Source organism: Nocardia sp. NPDC051900, assembly GCF_044452545.1.
Taxonomy (GTDB): domain Bacteria; phylum Actinomycetota; class Actinomycetes; order Mycobacteriales; family Mycobacteriaceae; genus Nocardia; species Nocardia sichangensis.
The window spans coordinates 98,528-115,056 of sequence record NZ_JBITBU010000001.1 but is presented as its reverse complement, the minus strand read 5'-3'; the positions used below and the strand labels follow the sequence as shown (position 1 = coordinate 115,056).

Annotated in this window: 17 protein-coding genes; 9 read left to right on the top strand and 8 right to left on the bottom strand. The window is 69.0% G+C overall.

Annotated features, from left to right (window positions below; all coding sequences use genetic code 11):
- The 3 genes from ACIA5H_RS00535 to ACIA5H_RS00525 all read left to right on the top strand — a co-directional run bounded on the left by ACIA5H_RS00535 (position 1) and on the right by ACIA5H_RS00525 (position 2,955).
- The gene (locus ACIA5H_RS00535; protein ID WP_397072860.1) at positions 1 to 654 is read left to right on the top strand and encodes a GNAT family N-acetyltransferase; all 654 of its coding nucleotides are present in this window, start codon (positions 1 to 3) and stop codon (positions 652 to 654) included.
- Complete coding sequence (gene gcvT, locus ACIA5H_RS00530) at positions 651 to 1,751, top strand: glycine cleavage system aminomethyltransferase GcvT (RefSeq protein WP_397072858.1); 1,101 nt, start codon at positions 651 to 653, stop codon at positions 1,749 to 1,751. The genes ACIA5H_RS00535 and gcvT overlap by 4 nt, the downstream gene beginning before the upstream one ends.
- A gap of 106 nt (positions 1,752 to 1,857) precedes the next feature.
- Positions 1,858 to 2,955 (top strand): branched-chain amino acid aminotransferase, encoded by a 1,098-nt coding sequence (locus ACIA5H_RS00525; RefSeq protein WP_397072856.1) that lies wholly within the window; start codon positions 1,858 to 1,860, stop codon positions 2,953 to 2,955.
- A gap of 1 nt (position 2,956) precedes the next feature.
- Here the strand turns inward: ACIA5H_RS00525 and ACIA5H_RS00520 are convergent, their stop codons facing one another.
- The 5 genes from ACIA5H_RS00520 to ACIA5H_RS00500 form a co-directional block, all read right to left on the bottom strand.
- A complete protein-coding gene (locus ACIA5H_RS00520; RefSeq protein WP_355072903.1) occupies positions 2,957 to 3,670 on the bottom strand; it encodes an MBL fold metallo-hydrolase in 714 nt (237 codons plus the stop codon).
- A 98-nt stretch (positions 3,671 to 3,768) separates the two neighbouring features.
- A complete protein-coding gene (locus ACIA5H_RS00515) occupies positions 3,769 to 4,524 on the bottom strand; it encodes an adenosylcobinamide-GDP ribazoletransferase (protein WP_397072853.1) in 756 nt (251 codons plus the stop codon).
- Positions 4,525 to 4,690: 166 nt separating this feature from the next.
- Positions 4,691 to 5,770, bottom strand: coding sequence for a nicotinate-nucleotide--dimethylbenzimidazole phosphoribosyltransferase (gene cobT / locus ACIA5H_RS00510; RefSeq protein WP_397072851.1), 1,080 nt, complete (start codon positions 5,768 to 5,770; stop codon positions 4,691 to 4,693).
- A 154-nt stretch (positions 5,771 to 5,924) separates the two neighbouring features.
- On the bottom strand, positions 5,925 to 6,485 hold the full coding sequence (gene cobU / locus ACIA5H_RS00505; RefSeq protein ID WP_397072849.1) for a bifunctional adenosylcobinamide kinase/adenosylcobinamide-phosphate guanylyltransferase: 561 nt from the start codon (positions 6,483 to 6,485) through the stop codon (positions 5,925 to 5,927).
- Positions 6,486 to 6,888: 403 nt separating this feature from the next.
- The gene (locus ACIA5H_RS00500; RefSeq protein WP_355072910.1) at positions 6,889 to 7,857 is read right to left on the bottom strand and encodes a helix-turn-helix domain-containing protein; all 969 of its coding nucleotides are present in this window, start codon (positions 7,855 to 7,857) and stop codon (positions 6,889 to 6,891) included.
- A gap of 85 nt (positions 7,858 to 7,942) precedes the next feature.
- Between ACIA5H_RS00500 and ACIA5H_RS00495 the strand changes: the two genes are divergently transcribed.
- Positions 7,943 to 8,104, top strand: a complete 162-nt coding sequence (locus tag ACIA5H_RS00495; protein ID WP_379253047.1) for a hypothetical protein — start codon at positions 7,943 to 7,945, stop codon at positions 8,102 to 8,104.
- A gap of 28 nt (positions 8,105 to 8,132) precedes the next feature.
- Here the strand turns inward: ACIA5H_RS00495 and ACIA5H_RS00490 are convergent, their stop codons facing one another.
- Entirely contained in the window at positions 8,133 to 8,747 is a 615-nt protein-coding gene (locus ACIA5H_RS00490) for a DUF3043 domain-containing protein (RefSeq protein ID WP_397073401.1), read from the bottom strand.
- Between the two features lie 256 nt (positions 8,748 to 9,003).
- Between ACIA5H_RS00490 and ACIA5H_RS00485 the strand changes: the two genes are divergently transcribed.
- Together ACIA5H_RS00485 and ACIA5H_RS00480 are read left to right on the top strand one after the other, a co-directional pair.
- A complete protein-coding gene (locus tag ACIA5H_RS00485; protein WP_355072914.1) occupies positions 9,004 to 9,354 on the top strand; it encodes an iron-sulfur cluster assembly accessory protein in 351 nt (116 codons plus the stop codon).
- 252 nt (positions 9,355 to 9,606) lie between these two features.
- Positions 9,607 to 10,575 carry a carbohydrate kinase family protein gene (locus tag ACIA5H_RS00480; RefSeq protein ID WP_355072915.1) on the top strand — a complete coding sequence of 323 codons (969 nt, stop codon included), beginning with the start codon at positions 9,607 to 9,609 and terminating at the stop codon, positions 10,573 to 10,575.
- 58 nt (positions 10,576 to 10,633) lie between these two features.
- Here the strand turns inward: ACIA5H_RS00480 and asnB are convergent, their stop codons facing one another.
- Entirely contained in the window at positions 10,634 to 12,577 is a 1,944-nt protein-coding gene (gene asnB / locus ACIA5H_RS00475) for an asparagine synthase (glutamine-hydrolyzing) (RefSeq protein ID WP_397072845.1), read from the bottom strand.
- Between the two features lie 364 nt (positions 12,578 to 12,941).
- Between asnB and ACIA5H_RS00470 the strand changes: the two genes are divergently transcribed.
- From ACIA5H_RS00470 to ACIA5H_RS00460, 3 genes are all read left to right on the top strand, one after another.
- A complete protein-coding gene (locus ACIA5H_RS00470) occupies positions 12,942 to 14,033 on the top strand; it encodes a cytochrome c oxidase subunit II (RefSeq protein WP_397072843.1) in 1,092 nt (363 codons plus the stop codon).
- A gap of 13 nt (positions 14,034 to 14,046) precedes the next feature.
- Positions 14,047 to 14,463 carry a cytochrome c oxidase subunit 4 gene (locus ACIA5H_RS00465; RefSeq protein WP_355072918.1) on the top strand — a complete coding sequence of 139 codons (417 nt, stop codon included), beginning with the start codon at positions 14,047 to 14,049 and terminating at the stop codon, positions 14,461 to 14,463.
- Positions 14,464 to 14,586: 123 nt separating this feature from the next.
- Positions 14,587 to 15,243, top strand: coding sequence for a TetR/AcrR family transcriptional regulator (locus tag ACIA5H_RS00460; protein ID WP_379253050.1), 657 nt, complete (start codon positions 14,587 to 14,589; stop codon positions 15,241 to 15,243).
- Here the strand turns inward: ACIA5H_RS00460 and ACIA5H_RS00455 are convergent.
- Positions 15,240 to 16,337 carry a CSLREA domain-containing protein gene (locus tag ACIA5H_RS00455; RefSeq protein WP_397072841.1) on the bottom strand — a complete coding sequence of 366 codons (1,098 nt, stop codon included), beginning with the start codon at positions 16,335 to 16,337 and terminating at the stop codon, positions 15,240 to 15,242. The genes ACIA5H_RS00460 and ACIA5H_RS00455 overlap by 4 nt on opposite strands.
- Positions 16,338 to 16,529 lie beyond the last annotated feature (192 nt).

Below are 16,529 nucleotides of genomic sequence, written 5' to 3'. Positions count from 1 at the left end.
ATGGAGATCACCGCTCGCCAGGCGGGTGTCCAGGACCGTGACGCGCTGATCGAGGCGTTCGGCATCGCCAGCGCGGACGAGGTGGTGACCGCGTGGGTGCTCGAAGGACAGCCCGATACGGGTTTCCGTACCGCGTTCGTGCCCGGTCTGGTCGATCGAGCGTTGCGCGACGACGAGATCTGGGTCGCGGGCGCGGGCGAGGAGATCTGGTCGATGTCGATCTGGCAGCACGTCACCTCGGTCGAACGATTCGCCGACGAAGCCGCCGAGGCGCGGACCATGCTCGAGCAGGCTCCCGATCTGCGCGTGGCGCAGCGGCTGGTGATCGTCACCGACCTGCTCGCCCGCGAACACCCCCGGGAGTTCCCGCATCGGTACCTGCAGGTGATCGTCACGGTGCCGGAGCATCGCGGAAAAGGGGCCGGAGCGGCGATTCTCGCCGATCGGTTGAAGGCGGCATCCGAAGCGGACGTCCCGGCGTTCCTGGAAGCCAGCACCGAACGATCCGCCCGGCTCTACAGCCGCTGCGGATTCGCGCCGACCGGAACGACGCACACCTTGCCGCAGAACGGCCCGACGCTCATCCCGATGTGGTTCCGGCCTCAGTGCGTGCGAGCGTCGGACGCCCTGGTCCCGGATAAGCTCGGCTGGTGACCGAGACGAACCTGCTGCAAGGACCCATCCACGCCGTGCACGTCGAGCTGGGGGCGACCTTCGCGCCGTTCGGCGGCTGGGAGATGCCGGTGTCCTATGCGGGCACGGTGACCGAGCACCAGGCGGTTCGCACGACGGTGGGGCTGTTCGACGTCAGCCATCTCGGCAAGGCGACGGTGCGCGGCCAGGGCGCCGCGGCGTTCGTGAACTCGGCCCTGACCAACGATCTCGGCCGGATCCGGGCGGGCAAGGCGCAGTACACACTGTGCTGCGCCCCGGACGGCGGAGTGATCGACGACCTGATCGCCTACTACGTCGGCGACGAGGAGATCTTCCTGGTGCCGAACGCCGCCAACACCGCGGCGGTCGTCGCGGAACTGAGCAAGGTCGCGCCCGAGGGCGTCACGGTGACCGACGAGCACCGCGACTACGCCGTCTTCGCCGTGCAGGGCCCGCGCTCCGGCGAGGTGCTGAGCGCGCTCGGGCTGCCCACCGACCTCGAGTACATGGCCTACGCCGACGCCGAGTGGGACGGCCGTCCCGTCCGGGTCTGCCGCACCGGATACACCGGCGAGCACGGCTACGAATTGCTGCCGCGCTGGGCCGACGCCGAGTCGCTGTTCCGCGTCTTGGTCGAGCGGGTGCGCGCCGCCGAGGGGCAGGTGGCCGGGCTCGGGGCCCGCGACACCCTGCGTACGGAGATGGGCTATCCGCTGCACGGGCACGAACTCTCCCTGGACATCTCCCCGGTGCAGGCGCGCTGCGGGTGGGCGGTCGGCTGGCAGAAGCCGGAGTTCTGGGGGAAGGCCGCTCTGGAACAGGAGAAGTCGGCCGGTCCGCGCCGAATCCTGCTGGGGCTGAAAGCACTCGACCGGGGTGTGCTCCGGCAAGGGCAGACCGTGCTGCGTGATGGCGAGCCCGTCGGCGAAACCACTTCCGGCACCTTCTCGCCCACCCTCAAGGTCGGCATCGCGCTGGCATTGCTCGACACCGCGGCGGACATCCAACCCGGCGCCGAGGTCGAGGTCGACGTGCGCGGCCGCCGCGTGCGCTGCGAAATCGTGCGCCCGCCGTTCGTGCGGACCAGCACCAAGTGACCCGTCCTTCTCCCGGACGCATGGGCGATCGGCTGCGGGCGGCGCTGCGCTGAGGGGTATGGACCAAGGCGAAATGGCCGGAATCGGGCCGGATAGGATCGTCGCCATGACCGCTGCCGCACAGTTCACCCGTATTCCGCACCCCGCGCCGCTTCCGGCGCAGCGGCGACAGGAGGTACTGGCGGAGCCGGGGTTCGGGCGGTACTTCACCGATCACATGGTCTCGATCGATTACGTCGGCGGCACGTGGACGAACGCGCGGGTGGAGCCGTACGGGCCGCTGGCGCTGGACCCCGCCACCATGGTGTTCCACTACGGCCAGGCCATCTTCGAGGGACTCAAGGCCTACCGGCACAGTGACGGCAGCGTCTCCTGCTTCCGCATCGACGCCAACGCCGCGCGTTTCCGCCGGTCGTCTCGCCGGATGGCGATGGCCGAGCTGCCCGACGAGCTGTTCATCGAGTCGGTGCGCCAACTGCTCGAGGTCGACCGCGAGTGGGTGCCCGCGGCGGGCGGCGAGGAATCGCTGTACCTGCGGCCGTTCATGTTCGCGACCGAGGCCGGACTCGGCGTGAAGCCCGCCGCGGCGTACAAGTACCTGCTGCTCGGTTCCCCGGCGGGGGCGTACTTCCCGCGTGGCGTCAAGCCGGTGCGGGTCTGGCTGTCCACCGAATACGTGCGCGCCGCGCCGGGCGGCACCGGCGAGGCGAAGGTCGCCGGCAACTACGCGGCTTCGCTGCTGGCCCAGGCCGAGGCGTCGGCCAAGGGCTGCGACCAGGTGGTGTGGCTGGACGCGTGTGAGCGCCGCTACGTCGAGGAGATGGGTACCAACAACCTGTTCTTCGTCTTCGGTTCCGGCTCCGACGCGCGCCTGGTCACCCCGGAACTGTCCGGCTCGCTGTTGCCCGGCATCACCCGCGACTCGCTGCTCACCCTCGCCGCCGATTCCGGCTTCCCGGTCGAGGAGCGCAAGATCTCGGTCGAGGAATGGCGCAAGGGCGCCGAATCCGGGGAGATCACCGAGGTTTTCGCGTGCGGCACCGCCGCGGTGATCACGCCGGTCGGCTGGGTTCGCTCCGGTGAGGGCGAATTCACCATCGGCGGTGGCGAGCCCGGCGCGGTCACCATGGCCCTGCGCGACACCCTCACCGGCATCCAGCGCGGCACCTTCGCCGACAAGCACGGGTGGATGCGGCGGATGTGACTCAGCCCGGCATCAGCATGTGCCACTGCTCCAGCGTCTGCGGACGCATGACGTAGTTTTTGTCCCGGACAGTGGACAGCGCGGCGCTGGGTTCCTGCGAGTACCAGTGGCCCGGATAGACGACCGGGTCGCCGGCGAGTCCGGCCAGGTAGCGCAGGCTGCGGAACATTTCGTCCGAATCGCCGCCGGGGAAATCGGTGCGGCCACAGCCGTCGACGAACAGGGTGTCGCCCGCGATGAGGCGGTTGTCGAACAGGAAGCACTGACTGCCCGGCGTGTGGCCGGGCGTGTGTAGTAACTCGATGTCGAAAGCTCCGACGGTGACCTTGTCGCCGTGCTCGTGGCCGGTGAACTCGCTCTCGGCGATCCCGGTGACGTTGGCCACCCACGGCAGTTCTTTGGCGTTGACATGCACTGGGACGCTTGTCTTTTCGAGCAGCTCGCGCACACCGCGCAGGGTGAAGCCGAGCATCGTGCCGCCCACGTGATCGGGGTGGTGGTGGGTGGCGAGCACCCCGCTCAGCCGCAGGCCGTCGCCCTCGGCGATGTCCACCAGATCACCCGCGGCGTAGGCCGGATCGATCACCACGCAGTCGCCCGTTTCCCGATCGCCGATCAGATACGCGAAGTTGCGCATCTGCGTCGCGATCGGATCGCCCACGGCGTAGTCGCGTCCCGACAACAGCTGGCGAAAGTACAGGCGCTCAGAAGACATACCGCCCACCTTATTGCCCGACCCAGACGATCCGCGCGCCACCGCCGGAAAAATTCCAGTGACCCAGACTCTCGCCCCCAACGGCCCGCCGGAGACGGTCAGCCGGGCTGGATCGTGAGGGACAGCACGGCCGCGGTGAGGGCCACCGTGGTCTCGATCGCGGCGCCGAGGACGTCACCGGAGAGCCCGCCGAAACGGCGCGCGCAGTGCCGGACCAGAACCCTCGACGCGGCCAGTCCGAGCGTCACGGCCAGCGGGCCGAGCCACGGGCGGCCCGGCACGGCGAACACGGCGAGACCCGCCGCGGTCACCGGCCACATGACCGCGGCGGCGGCCGATTGCGTGCCTGCCACCAGAACACCGAACCCGGTGCCCGGCGCGGCCGGGACACCCCGGCAAGCGAGGATCACCGCGACACGGCCGGTCACCACGGCGAGAGCGGCGGCGAACCACCGGCCCGAATCGGCCAAGGACGCGAACGAGAACGCCTGTATACCGATGACGAACGCCAGCCCGGCGACGCCGAATGGTCCGGCCCCGCCGCTCTTCATGATCTGCCTTGCCCGCTCCGGCGGCCCATAGCTGCCGAGCCCGTCCAAGGTGTCGGCCAGGCCGTCGAGATGCATACCCCTGGTGATCAACGCCAGCGCGCCGACCACCAGCAGCCCGGCCAGCGCGGCGCTCGCCCCGGCCCAGGTCAGCGCCCAGAGCAGGCCCGCCGCCCCGGCCCCGAGCAGGGCGCCGACCAGCGGCGCCAGCAGGATCGCCCGCCCCGCCGCCGCGCGGTCCACGGCATCCGGCCCGCGCACCGGGAGCACCGTGAGCCAGGAGATCGCCAGCCGAACCCCGTTCACGCCGGTCCTCCGCGGACGGGCGGCGCTTCCCTGGGGGCCGGGTGCCGCGCGCGGACTGCCGACGCCTGCGGATCGCCGCTCGAAGCCCCGAACGGTCCGGCGGGAACGAGGTCACGGCAGCCGCGCCGAGTCGTAGGCAGGTGGCGGCCTCGCGGCAGGGCGGACTTCACTTGCGCAGGTTCGGCGGGGCGCTCGCCTGTTCGGCGTCGGAGGTGCTGACGCCCGCTTCGGCGAAGGTGGACATCTCCGCGAGCGCGGCCACCGCCGAGCGGAGGATCGGAAGGGCGGTCAGCGCGCCGGAGCCTTCGCCGAGGCGCATGGTCAGGTCGAGCAGCGGATCCAGGCGCAGGTGCCGCAGCGCGAGTTCGTGTGCCGGTTCGGTGGAGCGGTGACCGGCCAGCCACCAGGCGCTCGCGCCCGCGGCGAGATCCTCTGCGACCATCGCCGCGGCCGTGACGACGACGCCGTCCAGGACGACGGGCGTACGACGGGTGGCGGCCTGGGCGAGGAACGCCGCCATCGCGGCGAAGTCGGCGCCCGCGGCCACGCGGAGAAGTTCGACCGGGTCCTTCACCACCGGGCGGGCGCGGCGCATCGCGTCGCGGATCGCGGCGACCTTGCGGATCCATCCGGCGTCGTCGACGCCGGTGCCGCGGCCGACCGCCGCGACCGGCTCGGTATCGGTCAGGCTCGCGACGAGCACGGTGGCCGGAGTGGTGTTGCCGATGCCCATGTCACCCGCGATCAGCAGGTCGGCGCCCGCGTCGATCTCCTCGTCGGCGATGGCGCGGCCTGCTTCGATCGCCGCTCGGACCTCCTCGGCGGTGAGCGCGTCCTCGCGATCGATCGCCCCGCTGGAGCGGCGCACCTTGTGCTCGGACACCTGCGGATCGGTGTCGGCGTCGACGGAGATGTCCGCCACCCGAACCGTCGCGCCCGCCACCGCCGCCAGCGCGTTCACCGCGGCGCCGCCACCCAGGAAGTTCGCGACCATCTGCGCGGTGACCTCACTCGGATACGCCGACACCCCGTGCCGCGCGATGCCGTGATCCCCGGCGAAGACCACGACCCTGGCGCGCTCGAACTGCTTCGGCGGGCACGCGCCCTGGCAGGCCGCCACCCAGTTGCCGAGTTGCTCCAATCGGCCCAGTGCACCAGCGGGTTTGGTCAGCTGCGCCTGCCGTTGCTCGGCCGCCGCACGAAACTGTGTGTCCGGAGGCGCTACCGGTCCGAATCCGTGCGTCACTATCGAGCCTTTCGGTCATGGCGGTTCCGCCGACTACGCCGCCCAATCTTGCCATTGCCCCTTCGCGCCGTGGGTCCGTGACCTGATCTCCGGCGGTGGGCGGTGCGACCGATCCGCGCGGTTCACCGCCGGTCGTCGCTCGTCGTCGCGCGGGCTACTCGAGACGGAGGGGAAGGCCCGCTACGACCAAGAAGGCCTCGTCGCAGACCTGGGCCAAGCGCTGGTTGAGGGTGCCGATCTCGTCGCGGAAGAGGCGGCCCGAACGCGTGGCCGGGATGACGCCCATGCCTACCTCCGGGCTGACGATCACGAGATCACCGGTGTAGGCGGCGACGGCCGCGACCAGTGCGTCGGTGTCGGGGGAGACCGTGCCGCGCGGAGCCTCCCAAGCCTCGCGCGCGTCGATGCGGGCGGTCAGCCAGGTGCCGATGTCGTCGATCAGGGTCACGTCGGGCGGCGTGGGCATGAACGCGGTGAGAATCGCTGTCGGGTCGGCGCTTTCGATGGTCGACCAGCCCGCCGGGCGTCGGCCGCGATGCTTGGCGATGCGCTCGGCGAAATCGTGGTCGGCGGGATCGGGCACGGCGGTCGCGAGATAGCGCACCGGGCCGCCGGCCCGAAGCGCGAGGTCCTCCGCGAACGCCGACTTTCCGGACCGCGCGCCACCCAGAACAAGGATGCTGCGCGCCGCCGCGGGCGAGGGACTTTCCGACACGAGTGCACGGTATCAATCGAACGGCGGATTGCCGCGTGACTGCCGATGCCCGCCCGGCGTGTGCCGTGCTCCGGCGAACTTCGGAATGCGGCCTGCGGCGAGACGTGCCGAGCGGGCGCGGCGGTAGGCCCGAACAGATGGTGGCGGCGGGTCCGGTCCCAGGCGGGATCGTCGGGCACCTTACGGGCTAGGGGGTCGTCGAGGCACTGCGTATCGGACGCGAGTCGTGTTCTTCGATGTCGCAGGCCAGTCAGCCGGTCATGCTCGCCAGGTCGGCCGTAGCGATCCACATACGTGTTCGATGTCCGCGGTTCATGCGGTGCCTTTCAGCGCGCGGACTCGGTGCAGTTGGGTGAGTGCCGCGGTCCGGCAGATTCCGCCGGGTCCCATCGCCGTTTTGTCATCAGGCGGGAGTGTCCGAGCTGCGTCCGAAGCGGCGGCGGTACTCGGTGGGGGCGATGCCGACGAGACGCTGGAAGTGGTGGCGCAGGAGGGCGCCGGAGCCGAAGCCGGAGCGGTCGGCGATGTGTTCCAGCCCGAGGTCGGTTTCCTCGAGCAGTTGCTTGGCCAGCAGCACGCGCTGGTTGGTGAGCCACTTCACGGGGGTGGTTCCGGTCTCGGCGGCGAATCGGCGCGCGAAGGTGCGGGTGGACATGTTGGCGCGGGCGGCCAGGTCTTCCACTGTGTGCGGCAGGTCGAGGTGCTCGTTCATCCACTCCAAGGTGGGGATGAGGCTGTCGGACGTGCAGGCCGCGACGGGGCGTTCGATGAACTGGCGCTGCCCGCCGTCGCGCTGCGGGGGGACCACCATCCGCCGCGCGATCGCGTTGGCCACGCCGCTGCCGAGTTCGCGCCGCACCAGGTGCAGGCAGGCATCGATGCCCGCGGCGGTGCCTGCGCTGGTGATCAGGTCACCCTCGTCGACGAACAGCACGTCCGGATCGACAGTTGCCTCGGGGTACTCGGCCGCGAGTTTCTCCACGTAGCGCCAGTGCGTGGTGCATTTGCGGCCGTCGAGCAACCCGGCCGCCCCGGCCAGGAACGCTCCGGAACACACGGTGAGCACGGTCGCCCCGGCGGCCGCAGCGTCGCGGATGGCCGTGACGACCCGCGGATCGAATCCGTGGTCGGCCGCGGCGGCGGGAATGGCCACCAGATCGGCCGCCGCCAGTTCCTCCAGCCCGTACTCCGGTGTGACTGTGATGCCAGGGCTGGTCGAGTGCAGCGGGACACCCGGCTCGGCCCCGCACACCCGGAAATCGAAGGCGGGCAGTCCGTCGGCCGTGCGGTCGAGGCCGAAAACCTCACAGATGACCCCGAATTCGAACATGGCCATGCGTTCGGACAGCACCACGGCGACCTTCGACAGCATGCGCCCAGTCTAGTGGCCGTATTTTTGCGAACAATGTCACTACCGCCACTTTCGGCGGTAAATCGCTGACCGCAAAATTACTGCCATGGTTACTTTTCTCATCACCCTGGCGGTCATCGTGGCTTTCGCCACACTCATCGCCCGCGGCACCGACCGCGCGGGATCCGCGCAAGTGATCGACCGCGACGTACAGCGGCTGCACTCCGAGCTGACGGCGATGCTCGGCCGCAACACCCACCACCGCTGACCGGCCAGCGCCGTAGGCGCTGGCAAAACTACACAGCTTCGCCGGGGGTTACTCGCGGCTTCGGGGCGCGCATCTTGCGGATCTGCGAGGCGCGGACGAAGGCGTACCAGCCGAGGCGGTAGCCGCCGTCGGTGGTCTCCGGGAAACGCTCCCTGACCCGGTTGTTCACCACGCGGCCGAGCAGGACGCCCTCGATGCCCATGAACAGCATCATCACCAGCATGGCCAGGGTGACGACGGTCTGCAGCGCGGGCGCGAGGAACATCGAGAAGATCAGCACCAGCGCCATCGGCATGAACAGGCCGACCAGGTTGCGCCGGGCGTCGACGATGTCGCGGACGAAGGCCCGGACCGGGCCCTGGTCGCGGGGCGGCAGGTATTTGTCCTCGCCCGCGAGCATGCGCTCCCGTCGATCCGCGGCGGCCTCGCGCCGCTTCGCGGACGCCGCCTTGCGCTCCGCTCTGGTGCCCCGCGCGGCCTTGCGCCGGGCGCGGGCCTCCTTCGCGGTGAGCGGAGCGGGTGCTATCGGGCCGCGGCGCTTGCCTTGCGCGTCACGGCGTTTCGGGGTGGGACGGCCCTTGCCCGCGGTGGCCGTGGCCGCCGCGCGGGTGGTGCTTGCGGCCGAGTCACCGTTCGTGACCACCGTCGATGCGGCGGTCGCGTCGGTGGTGCTGGACTCGCCGCGACGGAACAATTTCACACCGACCAGGCTATTCGATGGGTGGCGCGGCGAGAAATGCGGTCCGATTCGCCCGGAGTGTGCGGGCTCACGGAGGTTGCGTGTCACCGCGGACCGGCTGGTGGCAAGATGGAGGAATAGCAGCCCGCCGAGTGGTGTTTACCGACACGACCCGTGCGCTGTTCCACGGGTTCGACCACAGGTTCCTCGAGGAGAGTTCATGACTGTGCAGAACGAGACCGCCACCCACGGTGTGACTCTGACCGACGCCGCCGCCACGAAGGCGAAGGCCCTGCTCGACCAGGAGGGCCGCGACGACCTGGCGCTGCGGATCGCGGTGCAGCCGGGTGGTTGCGCCGGCCTGCGTTACCAGCTGTTCTTCGACGACCGCTCGCTCGACGGCGACCTGACCGTCGACTTCGGTGGCGTCACGCTGGCCGTCGACCGGATGAGCGCGCCGTACGTGCAGGGCGCCTCGATCGACTTCGTCGACACCATCGAGAAGCAGGGCTTCACCATCGACAACCCGAACGCCACCGGCTCCTGCGCCTGCGGCGACTCCTTCAACTGAGGTAGTAGCGTCCCGGCGCGGTCGCGGAGATCGGCCGCGTTCGATCGGAACAACTGATCTCGTAAGGACATGGGTAACTCGTCGGGAACGCCCAGGACCCGAGCGGCACTTGCGCAAGACCTGAACGCAAATCCGGTGCCGCTCAACTAGTACGGCCTGAAGACCCGGAGAGGCGGCATCAGCTACGGTGAGATCGGGACTCGCGTCCCGGTCTGCACCGCCTGCCGCCTACCGTTGAAGGGGCTCAGCCACGTGTCCATCGCCGTTTCCGCGTCCATTGCGACCGACCACCTCATGCGTTTTCCCGGACGGTTCGCCGACGTACTGCTGGCCGATCAGCTCGACCACGTGTCGCTGAGCTTCCTCGTCGATGATCTGCAGATCCGTCGCGGAGGCGTCGGTGGCAACATCGCCTATGCCATGGGCCTGCTCAATCGGACGCCCCTGCTGATCGGAGCCGTCGGCGCCGACTTCGGCGAGTACCGCGCCTGGTTGGAGAAGCACGGGGTCGACTGCTCCACCGTGCTGGTGTCCGACCGCGCGCACACCGCGCGTTTCGTCTGCACCACCGACGACGACATGGCCCAGCTCGCGTCGTTCTACCCCGGCGCGATGAGTGAGGCCCGCGACATCTCCATCGCCGAACTCGCCGAGACGCGGGACCTCGACCTCGTCCTGATCGGCGCCAACGACCCGGAGGCGATGCTGCGGCACACCGCCGAGTGCCGCGAATTGGGGATCCCGTTCGCCGCCGATCCCTCGCAGCAGCTGGCCCGCTTGGACGGCGACCAGTCCGTGCAGCTGATCGACGGCGCCGCATATCTTTTCACGAACAAGTACGAGTGGGGCCTGCTGCTGCAGAAGACCGGCCTGACCGAGGAAGAGGTCGCCCAGAAGGTCGGCGTCCGCGTCACCACCCTGGGCGCGGACGGCGTGCGGATCGTCGATCGCGACGGCACCGACGTGACCGTCGGCGTCGTGCCCGAGATCGAGAAGGTCGAGCCGACCGGCGTCGGTGACGCCTTCCGCGCAGGCTTCCTCACCGCGCACACCGCCGGGCTGAGCCTGGAGCGTTCGGCGCAGCTGGGCTCGTTGATCGCCGTGCTCGTGCTGGAGACCATGGGCACCCAGGAGTGGACGCTGACCAAGGAGTCCGCGCTCGAGCGCCTCAGCCAGGCCTACGGTCCCGAAGCCGCGGCGGACATCAAGACGCTGCTGTAGACCGTGCGAACGAAAGGCGCGCACCCGGCCGGGTGCGCGCCTTTCCCGCGTTTCCGGGTCAGAGCGAGACCGGGTAGACCGGCTCCTGGATCTCCGGCTTGATCCGGTCCTCGACGAAGATGCCGTGCCACACCATGAACACCAGCAGTGTCCACAGCCTGCGGCTGTGGTCGGAGGTCCCGGCCCGGTGCGCGACCAGCATCTCGCTGATCGCGGCCTTGTTCAGCAGGTGGTCGGTCTGCGACTCCGCGATCTGCTGCTGCGCCCAGTCGTAGAGTTCCGTGCCGCGCAGCCAGTGCCGCAGCGGGACCGGGAAGCCGAGTTTGGCGCGGTGCAGCACGTGCGGCGGCACGATGCCCTCCAGCGCCTGACGCAGCGCGTACTTCGTGGTCTCCTTGGTGATCTTCTGGTCGAACGGCAATCCCTCGGCCGCCTTCAGCACCTCGGAGTCCAGGAACGGCACGCGCAGTTCCAGCGAGTTGGCCATGGTCATCTTGTCGGCCTTGACCAGGATGTCGCCGCGCAACCAGGTGAACAGGTCAAGGTGCTGCATCCGGGCCACCGGATCCCAGCCGCGCGACTGCGCGTAGAGCGGCGCGGTGACGTCCTGGTGGGTCCATTCCGGCCGGAACTCGCGCAGCACGGCGCGCAGCTGGGCGTCGCTGAAGCTGCGCGCGTTGCCGTAGTAGCGCTCCTCCAGCGTGAGCGAGCCGCGGTGCAACAGGCTCTTGCCCCTCGTGCCGTCCGGAATCCGGTCCGACAGCTTGCCCGCCAGCCTGCGCAGGCCGCGGGGCAGCTTCTCGAACGGCTTCAACGACAGCGGCTCGCGGTAGATGGTGTACCCGCCGAACAGCTCGTCGGCGCCCTCACCCGAGAGCACCACCTTGACGTGCTTGCGGGCCTCCTTGGCGACGAAGTACAGCGGGACCAGCGCCGGGTCGGCCACCGGGTCGTCGAGGTACCAGACGATCTCCGGTATCGCCGCGGCGAACTCGGCGGGGGACACCACCTTCACCACGTGCCGCGCGCCGATCGCCTCGGCGCTCTCGGCGGCCACGTCCACCTCCGAGTAGCCCTCGCGCTCGAACCCGGTGGTGAACGTGATCAGCTTCGGGTTGTGCCGCATGGCCAGCGCCGCGACCGCGGTGGAGTCGATGCCGCCGGACAGGAACGAGCCGACCGTCACGTCGGCGCGCATGTGCTTGGCGACGGAGTCCTCGAGCGCCGCGGCGATCTCCCGGTAGCGGGACGCCGCCGAGCCGGGGGTGAACGGGCGCACCGGGAACTTCGGGGTGAAGTACCGGGTGACGACCGGCGCCGCGCCGGGCCGCACGGTGGCGTAGCTGCCCGATTCCAGCCTGCGGACGTCCTTGTGCAGCGTCTCCGGCTCGGGCACGTACTGCAGCACCGTGTAGTGCTCCAGCGCGCGCGGGTCCAGCTCGTCGCTCAGCCGCAGCGCGGGCAGCAGTTCGAGCAGGCTCTTCTTCTCGCTGCCGAAGGCGGTTCCGCCCGGCCCGGTGGCCAGGAACAGCGGTTTGATGCCGAACGGGTCGCGGGCCAGGAACAGCTCCTTGGTCTCGGCGTCCCAGATCGCGAAGGCGAACATGCCGCGCAGCCGCCGCACCGCCTCCGGACCCCAGTAGTGGAACGCCGCGACGATGGCCTCGCTGTCGCCCTCGGTCTGGAAGATCTTGCCGTCCGGGAACTCGGCGGCGTGCGCCTCGGCGAGTTCCGCGCGCAGCTCGAGATAGTTGTAGATCTCGCCGTTGAAGGTGAGCGCGTAGCGGTCGGGCCGCTCGGGCGGGCCCCAGCGCAGCGGCTGGTGCGAGTGCTCGATGTCGATGATCGACAGGCGGTTGAACCCGAAGATCACATGGTCGTCGTGCCAGGTGCCGCGCTCGTCCGGGCCGCGGTGGCGCACGCAGTGCAAGGCCTCGTAGACCTGCTCCACCGTGCCAGGTGCCGCCTCGTCAGATGCCAGGAATCCGAGCAGTCCACACACGGCGTCGGCAACCTCATTTCTCACAGTCGGGATACGCGCGCACCGTATGGGGCGCAAGGGGACGAAATCTAGTGTCCGAGTATGCCGCACCTAGGGCGTCCGCGCGTCGCGCGCGTCACGTCAGGGCGGAATCGCTGGTGACGATGATCCCGGCGGGCCCGGTGAGGTGTCGAAGCCGACCCGACGACAAAGGGGGGGTGCGTTTGGTCTACGCTGCGTAGTACTCAGGTCTCTCTCAGGCGACCCGCGCGCGAATGCGCCGGCCCGGGGAGTGCCCTGATACGAGCTTAGGACGTGTCGTCGGGGCCCATCGCAGCCCGGACGATGCACTGTCGGAATGTGTGGCGACCAGGAAGGCGTGAGCGTGGCGCACAAGGCGAGCGAAGAGATCGGGGCACGACCCGCCCGGGGTCGGCAGGGCCGTATCCTTCGGCGGGCCGGGCTGGCGGTGTCCTTGGGGATCACCGCGCTGCTCGTCTCGGGCTGCTCGATCGACACTGTTTGGCTGCGGTTCGGCTGGCCGTCCGGCATCACGCCGCAGGCCACCCGGATGCGGGAGTTGTGGACCTGGTCGGTCATCGCCGCGCTGGCGATGGGCGTGCTGGTCTGGGGTCTGACCTTCTGGACCATCGCGTTCCACCGCAAGAAGGCCGACTCTCCGGAGTTCCCGCGCCAGACCGGCTACAACGTGCCGCTGGAGCTGACCTACACGGCGATTCCGTTCGTCATCATCGCCGTGCTGTTCTACTTCACCGTGGTCGTGCAGAACTACGTGCACGAGAAGGTGGACAACCCCGACGTCACCGTCGACGTGACCGCCTTCCAGTGGAACTGGAAGTTCGGCTACCGCAACGTCGACTTCAAGGACGGCTACAGGTTCGACGGCATCGACACCTCGCGTGAGGCGCTGAACCAGGAGCAGCTCGAGGGGTACAAGGAACGGACCAAGGACGGTCACCCGCAGCCGGGCCCGGTACACGGCAAGCCGGAGAACGACATCCTCTCCTACCTGCACTACGACAAGGTCGAGACGATCGGCTCGAGCAACGAGATCCCCGTCCTGGTGCTGCCGACCGGCAAGGTCATCGAGTTCCAGCTCGCCGCCGCCGACGTGATCCACGCCTTCTGGGTGCCGGAGTTCCTGTTCAAGCGCGACGTGATGCCCAACCCGAAGGAAAACCACTCCGACAACGTCTTCCAGATCTCCAAGATCGAGAAGGAAGGCGCGTTCGTCGGCCGCTGCGCCGAGATGTGCGGCACCTTCCACTCGATGATGAACTTCGAGGTCCGCGCGGTCACGCCGGAGAAGTTCACCAAGTACCTGGACGCGCGCCAGGCGGGGAAGACCAACGCCGAGGCGCTCGCGTCCATCGGGGAGTCTCCGGTCGCCACGTCCACCGCGCCGTTCAACACCAGGCGCGACACCAAGAGCGCGGCCTCGGCCGAGAGCAAGTGAGGATTGATCTGACATGAAGATCGAAGCGCGGATTTTCGAACTGCTCACGGTGTTCTTCATCATCATCGCGGGCGTCTACGGCTTCTTCACCGGTCAGTCGCGTACGGGTGTCGAATGGGCGGGCACCACGGCCATGGTGTTGACCGCGGGTCTGTCGCTGATCATCGGGACCTACTTCCGGTTCGTCGCCCGTCGTCTCGACCTGCGCCCGGAGGACTACGAGGACGCCGAGATCGTCGACGGTGCGGGCGACCTGGGCTTCTTCTCGCCCGGCAGCTTCTGGCCGATCACGCTGGCCGCCGCCGGTTCGGTGACCGCGCTCGGCCTGGCGTTCTTCCAGTTCTGGCTGATCGGCATCGGCGTCGTGTGCGTCCTGACCGCCGCCGCCGGGCTGGTGTTCGAGTACTACCTCGGCCCCGAGAAGCACTGAGCCGAAGATCTGCCGAAACGGCCCCACCGGAAAAATCCGGTGGGGCCGTTTCGCGTGTGCGACGAGCTGCCGAAGCGGCGGAGTCCGGGTAGCTCCGGGCCCGCACCTGCTATGAAGGTGCGGGTGGGAGAGAAGTTGCTGGAACCGACCTTGAAGGCGTTACCGCACGGACCGCACGGCCTCGCTCGCGACCTGGTGACGGGCTCGCAACGGCAGCGCCTGCTGTACGGGGTCACGGTCGTCGTCGCCGACCGGGGCTACCTCGATGCGACGATCGCGGATATCGCCGCTGCCGCGAAGGTTTCGCGTCGGACGTTCTATCAGCACTTTCCGGACAAGGAAGCCTGCTTCCTCGCGGCGGCCGAGACCGGCCGCGATCTGATGATCGATCATCTCCGGCAGGTGATGAGGCAGATCTCGTCCGAGCCGGTGACGCCACTCGAAGCGCTCCGCCGCGGCATCCGTGAGTACCTCACGCTGCTGCGCGACGAGCCTTCGTTCGCCCGTGCCTTCTACCTGGAAACCGCGGTGGCCGGGTCGCGCGCGATCGAGTCGTTCGAACGATGCCAGCAGTGGTTCGCCGGATTCATCCGATCTTGGCGTGCGGCAGCGGGCCCCGTCGACTCCACCGTTCCCGATTGCGCGTACCTGGCGGTCACCGACGCGACCAACGAGGCCGTCCGCCGAACCCTCCGTGCCGGAGGAGACTTGCTCGAGCTCGAGGAAGCCGTCGTGTACATCCACCGCGCCTTGCTCGGGCCGCCGACGCCCGCCGACTAGGACAGAACTCTGTCGCCGGCCCCGGTGAGGTTGCAGGATGCGTCGTCGCTGGTGTTGCCACCTTCCGAGGCAATTCTCGCGAACACCTCGGCGCAGTTGACCACAGCTGTCCCGGACCTGTTGCCGAGAATCGTGGAGTCCCGCAGGAGGACGGTGCCGAGAGGGACGTTCACCAGGTCGGTCAACCGGCGTGGAAGGGTGTCGAGGTAGGCCGGCGCGACGTTGATGCCACTGCCGCCGTCGGATGCGGTGTTCCCGGTGATCGTCGCGCGATCGAAGGTCACCACGCCCCTTCCCCGAACGTCGACGCCGCCGCCGCGTCCGGCGAATCCGCCAGGGCGGTACCAGACTCCGGGGTCGACCACGTGGTTGTCCGCGATGGTGGTGTCGGTGAAGGTGCAGGTGTTGTCGCACCGCACACCGCCCGCCTCGCCCGCGGAATTGCCGGAGATGACCGTATTCCTCGTCTTCAAGTCCGAGCCGGGCACGTTGAAGATGCCGCCGCCGTATCCGGCGCTGTTGCCCTGGACCACGACGTCGTCGAGAACGAGATCCGACGAATTCGCGATGCCGCCCCCGCCGGTGTCGTAGAACGGGATCTCGTGCTGGGCGGCGACTCCGCCGGTCACCGTCAATCCCGCCAACGTCACGGGCGCGGCGACACTGAGCACCCGGTCGATCCCGCCCGCGTCCAGAACTGTTCGATCGCGGCCGGCGCCGCGCAGCGTCGTGGGGGCGGTCAGGTTCAGGTCGCCCGTGGTCGGATCAGGGTTGCGACCCTGTACTTTCCGCTGGTCGGGGGCGATCGTCAACACGTATCGACCGGCGGGAACCACGATTGTGCTGCCTGGACGGGCATTGGCCGTCTGCACCGCGGCGCGCAGCGTGCAGGCGCCGGAGATCGTGCGGCATTGCCCGCTGCCTGGGTCGGCCGCTACGTCGTCCGTCGTGGAGTCCACCGTTATCACACCCGGCGCACCCGCGGTGGGTGAGGTGTCGGCGTCGGCCGCTGCGGGAAAACCGGCCACGGCTCCCGCGACCAGGGCTGAGATGGCGAATGCGCTGATCGCCGCAGCAGATGTGCTCGTCCTCATGAGGTCTCTGATCCGATCACGAACATGGAGTAAGGTACGCCCGCGTATAAGTAGGGAACGTGAGCGTTTACAACTATGTCGCATCAGAACCCGCTACCGGTGGCGTTTCCGGAATTCGGTCCGCAGTCGCTGATCGGCATCGGCGTCGTCCGCATCCTGACAGCGCGGCAGGATGGTGTTCGAGAACTGCCT

What these genes read in the sequence shown, in the direction of transcription:
- ACIA5H_RS00525 (WP_397072856.1), top strand. Translation starts at nt 1,858, where the DNA reads ATGACCGCTGCCGCACAGTTCACCCGTATTCCGCACCCCGCGCCGCTT.
- ACIA5H_RS00500 (WP_355072910.1), bottom strand. Translation starts at nt 7,857, where the DNA reads ATGCTGTCGAAGGTCGCCGTGGTGCTGTCCGAACGCATGGCCATGTTC.
- ACIA5H_RS00465 (WP_355072918.1), top strand. Translation starts at nt 14,047, where the DNA reads ATGAAGATCGAAGCGCGGATTTTCGAACTGCTCACGGTGTTCTTCATC.
- ACIA5H_RS00455 (WP_397072841.1), bottom strand. Translation starts at nt 16,337, where the DNA reads ATGAGGACGAGCACATCTGCTGCGGCGATCAGCGCATTCGCCATCTCA.
- ACIA5H_RS00520 (WP_355072903.1), bottom strand. Translation starts at nt 3,670, where the DNA reads ATGTCTTCTGAGCGCCTGTACTTTCGCCAGCTGTTGTCGGGACGCGAC.
- ACIA5H_RS00535 (WP_397072860.1), top strand. Translation starts at nt 1, where the DNA reads ATGGAGATCACCGCTCGCCAGGCGGGTGTCCAGGACCGTGACGCGCTG.
- ACIA5H_RS00495 (WP_379253047.1), top strand. Translation starts at nt 7,943, where the DNA reads ATGGTTACTTTTCTCATCACCCTGGCGGTCATCGTGGCTTTCGCCACA.
- ACIA5H_RS00485 (WP_355072914.1), top strand. Translation starts at nt 9,004, where the DNA reads ATGACTGTGCAGAACGAGACCGCCACCCACGGTGTGACTCTGACCGAC.